At 41.3% G+C, this 17408-nt stretch carries 13 protein-coding genes; 12 read left to right on the top strand and 1 reads right to left on the bottom strand.

What is annotated here, in order from left to right:
* Positions 1–215: 215 nt before the first annotated feature.
* The 10 genes from B3E00_RS15155 to B3E00_RS15110 all read left to right on the top strand — a co-directional run bounded on the left by B3E00_RS15155 (position 216) and on the right by B3E00_RS15110 (position 14363).
* Entirely contained in the window at positions 216–1763 is a 1548-nt protein-coding gene (locus tag B3E00_RS15155) for a carbohydrate-binding domain-containing protein (RefSeq protein WP_293939125.1), read from the top strand.
* 290 nt (positions 1764–2053) lie between these two features.
* On the top strand, positions 2054–2644 hold the full coding sequence (locus B3E00_RS15150; protein ID WP_293939123.1) for an RNA polymerase sigma factor: 591 nt from the start codon (positions 2054–2056) through the stop codon (positions 2642–2644).
* A gap of 87 nt (positions 2645–2731) precedes the next feature.
* Entirely contained in the window at positions 2732–3889 is a 1158-nt protein-coding gene (locus tag B3E00_RS15145) for a FecR family protein (protein ID WP_293939121.1), read from the top strand.
* A gap of 194 nt (positions 3890–4083) precedes the next feature.
* A complete protein-coding gene (locus B3E00_RS15140; RefSeq protein WP_293939119.1) occupies positions 4084–7401 on the top strand; it encodes a SusC/RagA family TonB-linked outer membrane protein in 3318 nt (1105 codons plus the stop codon).
* Positions 7402–7419: 18 nt separating this feature from the next.
* Positions 7420–8892, top strand: a complete 1473-nt coding sequence (locus tag B3E00_RS15135) for a RagB/SusD family nutrient uptake outer membrane protein (protein ID WP_293939117.1) — start codon at positions 7420–7422, stop codon at positions 8890–8892.
* A gap of 14 nt (positions 8893–8906) precedes the next feature.
* On the top strand, positions 8907–9761 hold the full coding sequence (locus B3E00_RS15130; protein ID WP_293939115.1) for a DUF4843 domain-containing protein: 855 nt from the start codon (positions 8907–8909) through the stop codon (positions 9759–9761).
* 52 nt (positions 9762–9813) lie between these two features.
* The gene (locus B3E00_RS15125) at positions 9814–11355 is read left to right on the top strand and encodes a PKD-like family lipoprotein (RefSeq protein WP_293939113.1); all 1542 of its coding nucleotides are present in this window, start codon (positions 9814–9816) and stop codon (positions 11353–11355) included.
* A 23-nt stretch (positions 11356–11378) separates the two neighbouring features.
* The gene (locus B3E00_RS15120) at positions 11379–12488 is read left to right on the top strand and encodes a TlpA disulfide reductase family protein (protein ID WP_293939111.1); all 1110 of its coding nucleotides are present in this window, start codon (positions 11379–11381) and stop codon (positions 12486–12488) included.
* A 396-nt stretch (positions 12489–12884) separates the two neighbouring features.
* Entirely contained in the window at positions 12885–13337 is a 453-nt protein-coding gene (locus B3E00_RS15115; protein ID WP_293939109.1) for a hypothetical protein, read from the top strand.
* Between the two features lie 516 nt (positions 13338–13853).
* Positions 13854–14363 carry a hypothetical protein gene (locus B3E00_RS15110; RefSeq protein WP_293939107.1) on the top strand — a complete coding sequence of 170 codons (510 nt, stop codon included), beginning with the start codon at positions 13854–13856 and terminating at the stop codon, positions 14361–14363.
* A gap of 95 nt (positions 14364–14458) precedes the next feature.
* Here the strand turns inward: B3E00_RS15110 and B3E00_RS15105 are convergent, their stop codons facing one another.
* A complete protein-coding gene (locus tag B3E00_RS15105; protein ID WP_209575319.1) occupies positions 14459–14824 on the bottom strand; it encodes a VOC family protein in 366 nt (121 codons plus the stop codon).
* Positions 14825–15017: 193 nt separating this feature from the next.
* Here B3E00_RS15105 and B3E00_RS15100 point away from each other — a divergent pair, with 193 nt between their 5' ends.
* Both B3E00_RS15100 and B3E00_RS15095 read left to right on the top strand, forming a co-directional pair.
* Positions 15018–15917 (top strand): helix-turn-helix domain-containing protein, encoded by a 900-nt coding sequence (locus B3E00_RS15100; RefSeq protein ID WP_293939105.1) that lies wholly within the window; start codon positions 15018–15020, stop codon positions 15915–15917.
* A 114-nt stretch (positions 15918–16031) separates the two neighbouring features.
* The gene (locus tag B3E00_RS15095; protein ID WP_209575316.1) at positions 16032–17246 is read left to right on the top strand and encodes a TCR/Tet family MFS transporter; all 1215 of its coding nucleotides are present in this window, start codon (positions 16032–16034) and stop codon (positions 17244–17246) included.
* Positions 17247–17408: the final 162 nt, after the last annotated feature.

The following is a 17408-nucleotide window of genomic DNA, read 5'->3' as shown; positions in this document are numbered from 1 at the left end:
TTGCTCTAATATAAATAATTTATTTTAGATATGAAAAATAGTGTCCCAGAAAAAAATTATTAACTATTTAAAATACAGTGCTCCGGAAGGCTGCATAACTAATGGTTGTGTGTTTATTTAATGTTTAATTAACATAATTTTAATCTAATTTACACTCCTTAATATTCATTAACACTAGTTGTTGTTAGCTTTGAATTGATAAAAAAAGTAAACTTATGTTAAGGAAAGTAATATTCTATGGAATAGTCCTGATGTTAGGATCCTCCATCGCTTCATGTTCAAAAGATGAAAAAGCAGAATCCGAGTCAGGGGAGGTTATCGAAACCAGTACAGCGATAAACATTAGTTCGACTTCAAAAAGTGGTACGGTTGAAGGGAGTCAGGAAACTGGAGCGGACGACGATGATCTTGTTGCAAACTCCACTTTCAACGGCACCGTAAGGATAAACTTCGATGGCAATTTCGCTACTATTGAAAATCCAGTTTCCGGGGTTACTATTACCCAATCTGGAGCTGATGTTGTTGTCAACTCTTCAGCAAGCGGTGTTGCCTATGAGCTTACAGGCTCAACAGCAAGTGGGTCATTCAAGATCTATTCCGATAAGAAATTCAAAATCACCTTAAATGCAGTCTCAATTACGAACAATGACGGGCCTGCAATTAATATTCAGTCGGGAAAAAGAGCATTTATTGTACTTGCGGACGGGAAAGAAAACAAGCTTACAGATGCGGCTACGTATGCAGCATCTAATGAAGATCAAAAAGGCACAATTTTCAGCGAGGGACAATTAATATTTTCTGGGACCGGCACATTAGCTGTTTCTGGCAAAACTAAGCATGCCATAGCCAGCGACGATTATATACGGATTGTGGAAGGAAATATTCAAGTTTCCGATGCTATTTCGGATGGCTTACACAGTAACGACGGTATCTATATTGATGGCGGAAAAATAAATATTGTAGCAAATTCCGATGGTATTGAAGCTGAAAAAGGTCGGATTATTGTCAATGGAGGAGAAATCACTTTAAAAGTTGCTGACGATGGGATTGTTGCTTCCTATGAGGATGGAGACGCGACTATAATACCCGATGTGATTATAAATGGCGGAAAAATCAATATTGAAACCACCGGATCAGGTGGAGAGGGAATTGAAAGCAAGGCGACCCTTAGCATCAACAATGGTGAAATTTATATCAAAGCTATTGATGATGCGATCAATGCCGGTAAAGCAATTTATATCAATGGAGGAACAATCGTAGCCTATAGTACCACAAATGATGGGGTAGATTCCAATGGAACGATAACAATTACAGGAGGACATATTTTTGCTATCGGTGCAAAGAGTCCAGAAGAAGGGTTCGATTGTGATAACAACACCTTTAAGGTTACCGGCGGACTTATGGTCGGAGTCGGGGGAGCCACAAGTTCTCCAACTGCAAGTGTTTCTACACAACCTTCGGCTATTTTGAGTGGAGGCAGCGCCAGCCAGATCTATAGTGTTCTTGATAAGGATAATACTGAGGTATTAACATTTAAATCGCCTGTTTCTTTTTCAACATTACTGGTCTCCAATGGAAGCTTATCAGTAGGAGCGTCCTACAAGCTGGTAAGTGTATCTTCAGTTGCCGATGCTAATGAGTTTAACGGACTATACTTGGGTGGAAAATTTAGCAATCCAACGGTTACTTCGTCGTTTACATTATCTGCCATGGTCAGTAATTTGGGCGGAAGTATTGGCCCAGGTGGCGGTGGCGGTAGATAAAAAAGAGAAATTGATGCGCTAGCAAAGCTTTAAAACTATTAATGCTAAGCATATTTGTTATATATAAGGCAAAGAAAATTGATTGTTTATATAAGCGAACCATATCGTATTTTGTCTGTAAACGAAGATCGACAGGATTAATATAAACCATGTGAAAATAATTTTTTTCATAATTACCTATTCTTAAACTGGTATGCAACCTAAGTTAACACCCCAGTCGTGATACATTGTTATCGCTTTTATTCTTGAATAAGAAGATTTTTTTTAGCTTTGCTTTACATTCCGCCTAAATGCTTAATTATAAAAAATATAGCGACTATGATCTCCTGACCCTCTTCAATACCAACGATGAGCGCGTGTTAATAGAAATTTATGACCGATACTGGGATAAGATGTTGGCTGTTGCATTTAATCGCTTGGGCAATCTGGAGGAAGCTGAGGAATGTGTGCAGGATGTGCTTTGTAAACTTTGGAAACTTCGCTCAACTTTCAGTTTGCAAAATGAAAAACTATCCAGTTACTTAGCGCGGGCGGTCCGCAACCAGACTTTCAACATCATCTATCAGAATAAGCAGAAGCGCCAAAAATTAGCAGGATACAGTCCGGAAGAAGATGTCATCGATTCGATTTCGCCAGAGCGGAAACTTATCATTCAGGAGCTCCAACAACAGATTGATAATGCCATCAAAAACCTGCCGCCACAGTGTCAACTTGTTTTTGTTATGAACAAAAATGAAGGTCTCACAACGAAGGAGATCGCTGACAAGCTCAATTTGTCAGAAAATACGGTCAAATCACATCTTAAAAAAGCGAAAAAAGATCTAGGAAACAATACCGAATTTCTTACGATCATTGTTTTTTTCTCAATTTACCTTCGCTAATAAAAAAATTGTTGGGCAGACTCACCCTACCCGTCTTTTTTACTGTCTATTTAGATAGGAAACACCCTTACTACCAATTTTTAATTCATGCATAACGATCTTAATTATATAGAAGATTTAATAGTCAAATTTCAGACGGGTATAATTTCTCCACAGGAATTGGCCGAACTTACGGAATGGTACAACAGTCATTTGGATGAAGAGGTGACCATCGCTACTGATGAACCTTTGCAAAAGGAACAGCTCCGTGAGCGTATGCTCAAAGGTCTGCTCACCAAAATCAGGATCGAGCAGCCAGCAGATAAAAACAATGTTTATTGGATGCAGGCGAAATTTTGGGCTGCTTCTGTAGCCGTGTTATTGATACTTTCATCGTTGGCATGGTTTGGAATTAACAGGAATACGCACGTTAAATCTCCGGATGTTGCAGTGCAGTCCTCCTCACATGATATTTTGCCCGGTGGGCCTCGCGCAGTTCTCCTTTTAGCGGATGGGCGAAAGGTCGTGTTAGATACTGCACAAGACGGGATTGTTGTGGATGGAGCGATTCATTATGCAGACGGAAGAAGTTTAGCAAGCAGTGTCGATCTGGACAAGATGGGCGATTTGCAATTGTATGTTCCCAAAGGTGGCGTCTATCACATTACCTTATCAGACGGTACACAGGTCTGGTTAAACTCCGATTCACGATTACGTTATCCCGCAAAGTTTGCATCTACTGAGAGAGAAGTGGAGCTAGATGGAGAAGCATTTTTTATGGTAAAAGGACAGTTCAGCACGAAAGGACAGCGTATTCCTTTTTTCGTAAAGACCAAAAGACAGATCGTAGAGGTCCTCGGTACACAATTCAATGTCAACGGATACTCTACGCAGGCATTTGCAAAAACAACCTTGTTGGAAGGCAAAGTCAATATCCATGTAGCTGACCAAAAAATCATTCTGAACCCGGGACAACAGGCTAGCACCCGCGGAAATCTGACAAAAATAAAAACTGTAGATGCGCAGATGGAGATTGCCTGGAAGGAGGGCAAATTTAATTTTGACGGTAAATCCTTTGAAGAGACAATGGCTGAAATAGGTCGTTGGTATGATTTAACCATTAAGTATAGCGGCAAGATACCAGACGTCGAATTGGTGGGAGATGCCTATCGCAATGAAAAAATTAACCTTGTACTCCGGTTGTTGGATGCCGCAGATGTACGCTATCAACTGGATATCCAAAAGCGAGAACTTATTATTTATTAAAAAAACTATTTACCTAAACAACGATGATGATGACACAGACTTATTGACCAGAAAGAGCCGAATAAAAGAAGGAAAGGACGGCCATCCTTTCCTTTGATTATCGGTTGCAACAAAACCAAACTAACTCAATTAGCAGATTTTGCACTAACCAAACCCACGTAAATTTAATGAATAAAAATTACTTATTAAAAGTGATGAGAATTACACTATTCTTACTATTGACTGGAATATGCGCTGTGAGTGCTAAAAGTTATTCACAACAAATTACCTTCAAAGGCCGTAATGTTTCCCTGGAGGTAGTGATTCAAGCCATTCGCCAGCAAACGGGCTACAGCATTTTCAGTACCAAGCATACTCTAAGCAGTACTGTGCCTCTTACGATAGACGTCAAAAACATGGAACTGGACCAGTTTCTCAGCATAGTGACGCGCAATCAGCCTGTAACGTATCAGGTAGAAGATCGAACGATTTCTTTTTATAATTTAGAAAAAAACAGTTCGAAAATCCAGTCCGCTACAATTTCTACTCAACAGCAACGGATTACCGGAAGAGTCATCCATGCCGAGTCAGGTGAGCGCATGGAGCGTGTCACTGTACAGATAAAGGGAACAAATAGAGTAACTACCACCGATTCAAAAGGGCAGTTTCAGTTGCTTGCTACAAGCATACAAGACGAAAACCTTATCATACTATTCCGTTACCTCGGTATGAAACCTAAAGAAGTTGTTTACAGCGGTCAAAAGTTTCTTGAAGTAAAACTTGAGCCCGCTGCTGCTACTGAAATCAAAGATGTTGTTGTTACAGGGATCTACCAACGTAACAAGGAAAGTTTTACCGGCTCTTCATCCACTTATACAGCCAAGGAATTGAAGATGGTGGGCAATCAAAATGTATTGCAGAGTCTCAAAACCTTGGATCCCTCTTTCGCCATTGTGGATAATAACCAGTTTGGATCTGATCCGAATCGCTTACCCGATATCGAGATTAGGGGCAAAAGCAGTGTGATTGGTATCGCTGACGAATACAGTTCCAACCCCAATCAGCCACTTTTTATTTTAGACGGTTTCGAGAGTACATTGGCCGTGATAGCGGATCTCAGTATGGACCGTGTCGAAAGCATCACTTTACTCAAGGATGCCGCCGCGTCGGCCATTTACGGCTCTAAAGCCGCCAACGGCGTGGTGGTGGTTGAAACAAAACGCCCTACGCCCGGACAGCTCCGGATCAACTATACACTCAATGGGAGCGTTAGCTTTGCAGACCTCACTGACTATAACCTCATGAATGCCGAAGAAAAATTGCAATTTGAGTTGTTGTCTGGCTTCTATGGCATGCTCGATGACAAAGGGCAGATTATATTGGGGGCTAATCCCGTCAGTGAAGCTAATTATTTAGAGCGCTTAAGAGAAGTGCGTCGCGGTGTCAATACCTATTGGGCAAACGAACCCTTGCGCACTGCGGTCAATCAACGGCACACACTTTTTGCAGAAGGTGGCGACCAAAGCTTACGATATAGCGTTTCTGTTAACCATGGTATTGTCAACGGCGTCATGAAAGCTTCACAACGAAAGACAACTAACGGCAATATTCGTCTCTTGTATCGAAAAGGAGATTTATCATTTACCAATTCATTGAGTATCGACCATGTAGTGGCGAATAAGGAAGTTTCTCCTTTTTCCACATTTTCGAGGGCCAATCCCTATCACCGCAAATACGATGAAAATGGAAACATCAAAATGGTAGTGGAAGACTTTAGCGCGAGCCGTTCCGGTTATGATCCAATTTATAGCCCTTTTTACGATCTCAACAATTTGAACATAAATACACAAGGATCCGAGGGCTTTACCAATAATTTTGAAATAGAGTGGCGCATGTTGCCCGAGTTGCGGGCGAGGGGGCGTTTCGGTCTGCGCAGTTTAAATTTGCACGACGAAATATTCCGTTCGCCCTTTAATGTGGAATTTGTGGGTACAGACCAATTGCAGAAAGGATCCTATCAGGAAAACAATGGTAAAAATGTAAATTATGACGGCGATTTTAGTCTCACCTATGGGAAGCTCTTCGCAGACAAACATATGCTCAATGCCGTACTGGGAGCACGTATGGAGCAGGCCACTAACAAACGTAGTAGTTATCAGGTCCGAGGGTTTATTGATGATGAGTTCTCAAACCCAAATTTCGCTTTAGGCTATCCCGAAGGACAGCGTGCAGACTACACGCAATCCAAGCGACGTGGTGCTAGCTTCTTTATGAATATGGGCTATTCTTACGATAAACGCTACCTGTTGGACGCGACCTTAAGATCTGACGGTTCTTCGGTATTTGGATCCGAACGTCAGTTTTCGACCATATGGTCTTTGGGTTTAGCCTGGAACGCACATAATGAGAGCTTTTTCAAACAATTTCATTGGATTGATCAATTACGTTTGAGAGCTACGATTGGTAATCCCGGTAATCAGAATTTCGACGATTACATATCCATGCGTGTTTACCGTTATAATAATGACAACCGTAATCCCTTTGGCGCGAGTACAATTATTAGCAATATGGGCAATAGCGGACTCCGTTGGCAGACAACATTGGACCGCAATTTAGGCCTCGATCTTACGATATTTAAAAGCCGGCTTCGCCTCAATCTCGATTATTTCGTAAAGAGTACAGATCCCTTATTAGTGCTTGTTTCATTACCCACCTCTACAGGTGTAAATACCGTGGCTAAAAATATGGGCGCACAGGTTACCCATGGTTTTACAATAGCTGGTGATTACACTTTGCTTCGAAGAGAGCAGTTTAACTGGCGTGTCAACCTAAATATGCGACAGCTAAAAGCACAATATCAAAATATTGGCAATCAGCTCAACAATTTTAACGAGGCCAATAAAAGCCGTAATCTCATCCGCTATTATGACGGGGGCAGCCCATCCGACCTTTGGGCCGTGAGGTCTTTGGGTATCGATCCCGCGACCGGACGGGAGATCTTCCTGAATAAGAATGACCAACAGACTTTTGTGCACGATTACAAAGATGAAGTTGTTGTTGGAAACAGCGATCCCGACCTCGAAGGAATATTAGGTACCAGCTTCTACTACAAGGGTTTTTCGGCTTCGGTTAACTTGCGCTACAGATGGGGGGGACAATCATTTATGCAGACGCTTTTTGAAAAGGTAGAAAATATTTCGGCAAGGGATGTCGCACTTAATCAGGATAAACGGGCCTTGTACGACCGCTGGAAGCAACCGGGGGATGAGGCAAAATTCAAAGCGATTTCCAATACAGACCAGACACCCATTTCATCGCGGTTTGTCGCGGATAACAATATGCTCGTCGGTGAGGCATTTTCGGTTGGATACGAGACTACTACAGCTGGCTGGTTAAGATCGATCCGGGCCTCTTCGGTAACTTTTAGGGCTTATATGAATGATATCTTCCATCTTTCGACGATAACAAATGAACGCGGAATAGATTATCCCTTCGCACGGTCAGTCTCATTTTCGGCTGGCGTTCGGTTTTAATAATTAAAGATCTAAAAAATGAAAATACTAAAGTACATTATCCTGATTTCAGGTCTCACCCTTGTAGCAAGCTCGTGCAGCAAATGGATTGATGTCAAGCCTGCCGACAGGCTGGGAGAGGAACAGCTTTTTGTCAATCGGGCTGGCTTTATGAAAGCGATCAACGGCGTCTACGTCGAAATGGCCAGTACGGATCTTTACGGACAGCATATGAGTACCGGAATTATAGACGTCCTGGCACAATATTACTACATCAATGGCTCTACACATGTGTTTGACAAGTATAACAACTTTGTCTATACAGAAGCGAGTGTCAAATCTGGCTTCGAGCAGATTTGGAAAAAAGCCTATGAGCTTATCGCCAATTGCAACGTCATTCTGGACAAATGTGGGAATGCACCGAGTGAGATCCTTCCGCAGCCCTATTTTGGAATCATCAAAGGTGAGGCACTGGCGTTGCGGGCGATGATCCACCTTGATATGCTCCGGTTGTTTGGGCCGATCTATTCCGAAGACAACAAGTACAAGCCAGCGTTACCCTACATCGACAAAATCAGTTATGACATCTCACCGTTACTTGGATCCGAAGAGTTTACCGGGCATGTTGTTGCGGATCTTGAAGCCGGTCTTTTATTGCTGCAAGACAGTGATCCGATACGGACAGAAGGTGTGCGTAATCAAGGTAGCCCGACGGGGGAAAATGATCTTTATTATCGGCAGTATAGGCTCAATTACTATGCAGTAAAGGCATTATTGGCAAGGACATACCTTTGGATGGGCGATCGGACAGCAGCATTAAAATATGCCGAAGAGCTTTTGACCGAAGTACATTCGGCTGACAAGATGACTTTCCCCTTTGTCACCTTTGCAAGTGCTGTAAGTGTTGACAAGCCAGACCGGATGTTTTCGACCGAAGTGATGTTCTCCTTATACAATATTAATAGAAAGGAGATGTACAATAGATTATTTGATGTCAGCCTGCAATCCAATAACAAACTTTCTTTTTCCAACGGCGATGTCAACGATACACGCGTAAGAGCCATTTATGATGATAACAATGATTTCCGTCGTCGGATTTGGCAAAGTGCTTCCAATGGTACGACCACCGCGACGACCAATATGAAATATGCCGATGTGATCAATGGGCCCGGGCGTTATATGATCCCGCTTATCAGACTGTCCGAGGTGTTGCTGATTGCGGCAGAATGCTCCCCCGAACTGACCAAGGCGACGGCCTATTTCAATAGCTTGCGCACCGCGCGCAACTGCGTGTCGCTTGCACCCGTGGATCAGGCGGCACTGAAAGCCGAAATCACCAAAGAATTCAGGCGCGAAATGTTGGGTGAAGGACAGCAGTTTTTTTATTATAAAAGGAATGCTATGCAGGCTTTGCCCAATTCGTCCACACTTAACATCAGTCCGGAAAGGACCATGGTACTTACCAATTACACTGTTCCACTACCGGACAGTGAAACCTCACAACGTTATTAATTAGGTATGCAATTATGAAAAGAACAACCGTTTATATCCTATTTTTTCAGCTGTTTATACTATTTACGGCCTGCAAAAAAGAAATCATGTCCTATGAAGGTAAGGAAGGCGTCTATTTCGCGATGCGTCATGGTACAAACGAGTATCTTCCAAATCTATGGCCTTATCAACCCTTTACCCATATAGACTTTGTACGCATGAGTACCGACGAAATTGATTTTCCGGTTCAGGTGATGATCACAGGCCCTAGCAAGTCGTATGATCGGATTTACCGGGTGGAGGTCAATCCAGACTCCACTAACGCGATTTTGGGACAGCATTACGAGGCTTTAAAGGACCAATATATTCTGCCCGCCGGTGCTGTTTCGGCGCAAGTCAATGTGCGGCTTAAGCGTACAGCCGATCTCGAAGAAAAACCCGTAACTCTAGGACTAAAACTTGTAGCCACCAAAGACTTTGCACTTTCCTTTCCCGAATGGCATTCTATCCCTTCATTAAATTCAGGTACTGTGGTGCCACAATTTGATGCCACCCTGCATTCTTTGCATATCAATGATGTGATGGTGCAGCCCGCTGTATGGTCAGGTTCCTTGCAAGCCGGAAATAGGGAGTCAGGATTGTTCGGCGTTTTCTCGAGGCGCAAAATGGAGTTTTTAGCCGAATATTTAGGACTCAAATATGAAGACTTTGGCGCCGCGGAGACTATGCCAATGGCCAGGATGATGCTTATCGCCAGCGATGCGACAAAAGTTCTAGTTAACCGCTATAATGAAGGAAAGCCTGTTCTCGAAGATGATGGCCGGCTGATGTGGATGGGCACAGTACCCTGGACCTCATATCTGGGCGTCCCGTGGGTCCCGGGCGGATAAGATAGAATAAAAAGAAGAGCGAAATCAGTAGGAATTAACAAGTTATTTTGAAATGAAAACCTATCAGTTAATCATTGGCGCAGTCTTCCTATTTATCCTAGGAGCCTGCAGCAAAGACCTTGGTAATTACGATTACCAGGAAATAAACGAATTGACAATCAAAGATATCAACGAAGAATATACTTTACGGACAGGACTTGATACCTTAAGTATAACCCCAAACATTACCGCTTCTATGGACGGCAATGATCTCACCCGTTACCATTATAATTGGATTCTCAGAATTGACAATAAAGTTTTTGATACCCTCAGCAGCGTAAAAGATATCAATTATCCAGTTCGCTTAGCGCCGGGGGAATATGCTATTTTTTACCGGGTGCTTGACAAAATGACCGGTGTCTCCTGGGCAAGCAATGTCAAGCTCAAAGTCGTATCGCCTTATTCCAGAGGGATTTTGATCATGGGAGAGGATCCGGAAGGCTATGCTGAGGCAGAAATGCTCTCGATGCAGAGCGATACCGTCCATGTCAGGCACATACTATCGGGGTCAGGCTTACCTCGTCTTCGAGGACCATTGGGGATGGTACATACCGGTGGCTCGAGTGCTTACGTCAGATTGTGGGCGATGACCCGTGAAGGGGGCTACTTTTTAGACCGAGCATCGATGACTGCTACGGTGGACAATCATCTGGGACGTTACGTGTTTATGTCCGATCATATAGATCCCAAAACGCTAAATCCCGTCGTTATTGCACCGCAGATACGCACAGCTACCGGCGATATCGGTAGTACCCTTTATCGTGCCTTGGTAACCCAGCGCGGCGATATTTTTGCAAACGTACCCCTGTTGATGGCAGGTGACTTTTACAACAATCCTGTGAATAGGGTAGCGGCGGCCCCGGATGAACTGATTCCCGCTGCACCCTATTTACTATATCCTATCAATAGCATGAACAATGTCATGTGGTATGATACCCGTTATCAGCGCTTCCTGAATTATACCGGTATCGGATTGTCTACGACCTCCACTTTACTTGCGGATAAAGATGGCGAAGCGTTCCCCTGGAATCAACCCGTGGGCCGTACATTGGTCTATGCTGAAAATACCCGGAACACTGATGGAGGCTCCAATAATGGTAATTCATTTGCCTTGATGAAAGACAAAGATAATAGTTACCATATCTACAAGTTTTATGCAAATGGAACGAATCCGGCAAAACGGAATGCTTATACGGTCAAATCCATTGCTACGGATTTTGATAAAGCAGAAGGATATGCCTTTTCATCCAATCGCAGTATTATATGCTATTTTGTGGGCAGCAAGCTCTATGCCTATGATTATAATCCCGGTTTTGAAAAGATTTATACTTTTCCAGAACTAGGAACAGATACGATTACCATGATTAAGTTTGATACCCAGATCGACCATTTGACCAATAGTCTCTATATCGCCAGCTACAAGGATCAAAAAGGCATTCTTCGTCGCTTTAAAGTGGGCAATAACCCAAATATCGTTGAATTGCAGTTGCAGGACAATAGCACTTGGAAGGATCTCATCAAAATACAATCGATTAATTGGCGTGCAGTCAATTAAAAACTATTTAAATATCAAAAAAAATGAAAATAATCATCACAGCAGTTGCCCTGCTATTAGGAGCCTATTCCGCATTCTCGCAAAGTAGTCAGTTTAGGGTTAAGGGAAAAATAGGGAAAGCCAACAATGGAAAGTATGTCAAACTATATTACCAACGCGACACGGTAAAAGTCGTCGATAGTATGCTGGTAACTGGTGGTACCTTTGTCTTAAGTGGCCAATTGACCGACCCTACGCTAGCTCATTTATCCATGGACAATATCGAATCTGGCGATCGTATCGATCTTTTTCTTGCGGAGGGGACAGTCCATGTCGAAACAAAAGATTCGTTGAGTTATGCGCGAATATATGGTACAGCATTCACTGAAGCACACGAAAAGCTGGCCCAGAAATTAAGACCTGCCGACCGCAAAGTGATCGATGGATTTGTGCGTTTTAAAAATATGCCTGAGGGCGAGGAAAAAAAAGCGTATGTTACCGAGCTTCTCGCGGGCTTGGACCAATACACACGGTTTAAGCGGGAGGCGATTCATCAGTTTGTTGAAGAAAATCCCGGATCCTATGTTTCCTTATACCATTTAAATCAAGTAGCAGGTGGCAATGTCAATTATGAGACAACCTATCCTTATTACGACAAACTTAGTACTGAGGTGAAAAATAGTGCCTTGGGCAAGCAGCTTGGCGACCGCCTGTCGGCGGCCAAAGGAGTCCTGACAGGGCAGCTTTATAAAGATTTTGTATCGACCACACCAGACGGCCATGAGCTGAGTCTGAAAGAGGTGATCGTTAAAAACAAGTATACCTTGGTAGACTTTTGGGCCAGCTGGTGTGGGCCTTGTCGAAAAGAAAATCCGCATGTTGTGGATACCTATGAAGCATTTAAAAAGCAAGGATTTACCGTGCTGAGTGTTTCGCTAGACGATGACAAGACACGCTGGACGGAGGCGATTAACAAGGATGGGATGCCCTGGTACCATGTTTCTAGCCTCAAAGGCTGGAAAGAGCCTGCGGCAGCACTCTATGGCGTTCGGGCGATTCCGCAAAATGTGCTAATTGACAGCCAGGGGAAGATTGTAGCAACAAACCTACGGGGTGAAACACTTTTCAATAAAGTACAAAGTCTTTTAAAATAACCTGTCAATAGGCAGTTTCTGGTGTGTACCCATTCGACAGAAAATTAAGTAAAGAGCTTTCTTTCCCTTAAACGGAAGGAAGCTCTTTTCATATATCTTCATTTCTTTTTTATCTACGCCTTATTGATTTCATAGTTCCAAGGAGGCATTACAGTAATCGTTATTTCCTCTCCCGGTAAAAACTCAAAACCGTCAAACTCTATCCCTACTCAGTGCGTTCTATTGTAAAATCTTTTATTATGGCAGACAATAAAAATAAAAACATGGCAGATACGACCTTAGTCCGATGATCGCACCGAGATTATCAGAAGGAGGAATCGACCGCCATGTGCGGGGCTGGGAGAAAGCAAGTGATCATGCACCGGTATGGATAATGTTGGACGATAAAAAATAAGTATGGCCGCAAGTAAGAAATCCAAAAACGAGCTGTTAAAAGAGGCCAGGTCGAAAGAAATTGAAGGCAAAACAAGCGATGCTATAAATATCTATAGCGTGGTTATAAGCAAAGATCCATTACAGGCAATGGCATATAACCGTCTAATGATTCTTTATCGAAAGCTGAAGGAGTACAAAAAGGAACTGGCAATTATAAAAAAGGCTATCGGTGCGTATGAGAAGGATATCAAGCAAGATCAGCTGACCTGGAAAAAAGCAAACAGCAAATCTGCAAAGCTTAGCCTTAGCTTGGCCAAGTCTATGGGGTTACTTACAGACGAAGGCCTACCTATTTACGAAGAGTCTCAGATCGTGACTTGGAGAAAGCGGATGGAAACAGCACAGAAAAAGATTAAGGCTCCTGCAAAGCATAAAAAAAGGAAGCCATTAACGCGGGCAAAAAAGCACCGCTAAGCATTATGGCAACCGTTTTAAAAATGTTCAAATATTAGAAAATGTGTAATTATTGGAATATTGATGTAATGGGTAATTTACTCGGTAGAAATAGAGTAGGAGTGTATCGGTGAAGAGATAGAAATTGCTGTTCTACGATACTGTTTCATAAAGTGTCCAAAATCATAACACTATAAAATTTACCAACTCAATACTGTCGAGACAATAGTGTTTTGCTGGCAGTATTTTTATTTAGAAACTGCTTTATACTAGGTTCATTGATAGATGGAATTCCATCTATATTCGAAATATACGTTGTTTTGATATACTTTCCATTCAATACGTTTTAAATAATTCAAAAGTATATCAGCACAATGCTGGTACAGATAAGTTTGCCAAATGTTGCTTAATTGCCTTTATCTTAAAAGATTAAAACGAATCTCTTGGTTGAAACGAATTATTAACGTGAATAAAAATTGGTAATCTACACAGAATAGCAAGCGGCACAGGAAGTTGAAGCTGAATAGAAGGTATAATATGGAGAAGCTAAACACACATGACTTGGATCCGGATGTTCCGGAAGAAACCGTGATAAGATTTTCCCGTTGGAAACAGGGGGGGTATATTTTTCTCACTGTACTCATCATCGCAGCGGGTGGCCTCTGGGTGTTCTTTCCAAAGGATAATCCGCTTTCTTTAAGTGCGATCCTGAGTTACATAGTGGGGGCCGTTATTATCTATTTTGGTGGTGTCAATTTTTGGATCACGGTTCATGATTTTTTGAACCGTGACGCGCAGTTGGTGATCGGGAACCATGGCATCAAAAGGCTTGGCGGCGCATATTATTCCTGGACAGAAATCCACGACGAAAAAATCATTAGGAAAGGTGTCGGAAAATCTACAAGCCTTCATTTGATGTACCGCTGTCCAAAGGGCTTGGTAGATGTAACCATAAGCGGGCTCGAAATCGGAAGCACTAGGCTCAGTCATCTGCTGCGGGTGTACCGGAATAGGTCGGACGCAGGCAATGGAGGAATAAAGGGATGATCATTCGGTTGAAGGTCATTCAATATTAGCCTTTCTTTACAAATTTCTTTTGTCATTGTCACCATGTTGAAAATAAAAATTATAGAGGATTTTGATTATCCGTTCTTATGCTGAAGGATGTTGATAAGCTTTCCGAAAGGGTCACGAACATAAAACCGCCGCACATTCCACGGTTCATTGGCCGGTCCATATTCAATAGCAAAACCTACCTCTTTCATTCGGTTATACACGGCGTCTACGTCATTCACCTCTATAGAAAGATCTGGAACCTTTGTCCCCGAACCACCTTCTTCTGCGAAACTCACCTGTACCTCCACCTGTTCCCCATTTCCATAAGTTGTGATCCAGCCATGGTCCATCAATACTTCCAGCCCAAGTATTTCACCGTAGAAATGCGCGGCAATAGCCGTATCAGGTGTTTTAATGTTGGCAACAATTCGTTTTACAAAGATGGATTTCATAGGCTTATCATTAACTGTTTTGTATTTCTAATTTAGTTAATGATGGCCATATTAATAGTTCTCTACTTCTAAATGCTCCAGTTTTTTTTTCAAACTTTTTTCTTACTGATATAGAAAGTGTTATAGGTTTATATTGCTGATAATGAGATGAATTACCTCATGTTGATGATTTAGCACCTTATTAATTTAATATATGATTTCAATTTTTAGATATTTGCAAATGGCTCTATTGATAACTTTGGATAATGTCTATAAATTGTACAATCTTGATTCTTCAAAAAAGACGGAAGGAATAGTTATTCTCAATCAGCACAATGACCCTAAAAAGGAATATACAAATAATAGCCGTCTATTTGATGGTTTATTACTAGGATTTCTGATACAAGGATCCATGAAAGCACAGATTCATTTTTTAGAATATGAAATGAGCGCAGGGGATATTGCTGTTTTACAGCCGCAATTGATGATGGATACAAAATCATTGAGTGACGATGCCCAAATTGTAACCATTGGTCTTTCGTTAGATTTTATTACAGCATTTCCAATTTTACGTGAGTTTGTAATGAACAACCAAATGAGATGGCAGCCAGTTATCAGACTTCAACCTGAAGAAATTAAGTTGCAAAATGATTTATTGACGCTTATACAAAATTTCTATAATAAAAAACCTAGCCATAATAAAACGGAAATGCTTCGACATCTTGTTATGGTTCTCATAAGTATGATTTCTGAAGTATATTCTTCTTTACCGAGTAACAAAAGCTTGGTTAAAAACCGCACACATGAGATTATAGACGATTTTTATCTACTCATTTCAAAACATGCAAACCAACAAAGAAGCGTTGCGTTTTATGCTAATAAGCTACATTTAACACCACAATATCTTTCCACCTTCCTGAAACAGAGAACTGGAAAATCTGTATTACAGTGGATTGATCATATCACCATTCTACATGCTAAAACACTATTGAAATCTTCTAATTTATCAATTAAAGAAATTAGCAGCGAGCTTCATTTCGAAGAAACGAGTGTCTTTTGCCGATACTTTAAAAGAATAGTGGGGGTGTCGCCAAAAACCTATAGAAACGAATAATAATTTATGTCCTTTTTATCTGAACTATTTACAGCATATGATTAGCTTTCAGATTGTACGTAAACACCATTAAATTGTCAATACCTGCTATTTATCGCTGTTTAATTTTACAGGATGAAAAAAACAGGTAAAAAAGCAGCTATTGGATTTATATTTATAACGTTGTTGATTGATATTACAGGTTGGGGAATTATACTTCCCGTAGTTCCTAAACTCATTGGAGAACTTATCAATAATGACCTAAGTGAAGCTGCGAGATATGGAGGTTGGCTTGGTTTTGCGTATGCCATTACGCAATTTATATTTGCACCTATAGTGGGTAATCTTAGTGATAAGTATGGGAGACGCCCAATTATTTTAATTTCTCTTTTCGGATTTGCTATTGATTACGTACTATTAGCACTAGCGCCTTCTATTGGGTGGTTGTTTTTTGGAAGAATCATTGCCGGTCTTACTGGGGCTAGTATTTCAACAGCTAGCGCATATATAGCTGACATATCGACCGATAAAGATAGAACTAAAAATTTTGGCTTAATCGGCGCAGCTTTTGGATTAGGGTTTATTATAGGTCCTGTAATAGGTGGTTTGCTTGGGCATTATGGCGCAAGAGTTCCCTTTTATTTCGCTGCTATATTATGCATGGTAAATTTTCTTTACGGCCTGCTTATACTACCGGAAAGTTTAGAAAAAGATAAACGTCGGTCATTTAGCTGGAAACGTGCAAATCCTATTGGAACAATTAATTTTTTGAGAAAACAGTCAAAAATATCCAATCTCGTCATCGCTTTAATTTTGGTCTATGTTGCCCTCCACGCTGTACAAAGCAATTGGCATTTTTTTACTATGTATAAATTTAATTGGACGGAAAGAACTGTAGGTCTATCGCTTGGTTTGCTTGGCTTATTGCTTGGCTTAGTACAAGGCATTCTAATGAGGTGGACAACGCCAAAATTAGGGGAACATAAAAGTGTATATTTTGGGTTGCTATTTTATGCATTAGGTTTAATGCTTTTTGCATTTACTAATCAAGGGTGGATGATGTTTGTTTTTCTCGTTCCTTATTCCTTAGGTGGAATCTGCGGACCGGCACTTCAATCAATAATCAGTAAAAATGTTCCTGCAAATGAACAAGGTGAACTGCAGGGGGCATTATCAAGTTTAGTGAGTGTTACGGCTATTTTGGGACCTCCAATTATGACAAACTTATTCTATTATTTCACTCATGATAAAGCACCATTTCAATTTTCAGGAGCTCCGTTTTTTCTAGCATCCATTTTAATGTTTATTAGTGTAATTATTATATATTTTGCTTTTCGACAAAAACGTTAAAAAGAAGCTAAAGATTAAATCCCTCACCCTTCAAATAGCTGCGTGTATTTTCGTTCATAGATTCTGTTTCATGATAAACAGAAAATCCGCCAACGTGCTTAAGCTGACATCGCGTTGCAAAATATATCGCTGACAATGAATGTGATAAAAATTAAACCATTG

Source organism: Sphingobacterium sp. UBA5996 (genome assembly GCF_002429765.1).
Classification (GTDB): Bacteria; Bacteroidota; Bacteroidia; order Sphingobacteriales; family Sphingobacteriaceae; genus Sphingobacterium.
This window is presented reverse-complemented; position numbering and strand designations above follow the sequence as displayed.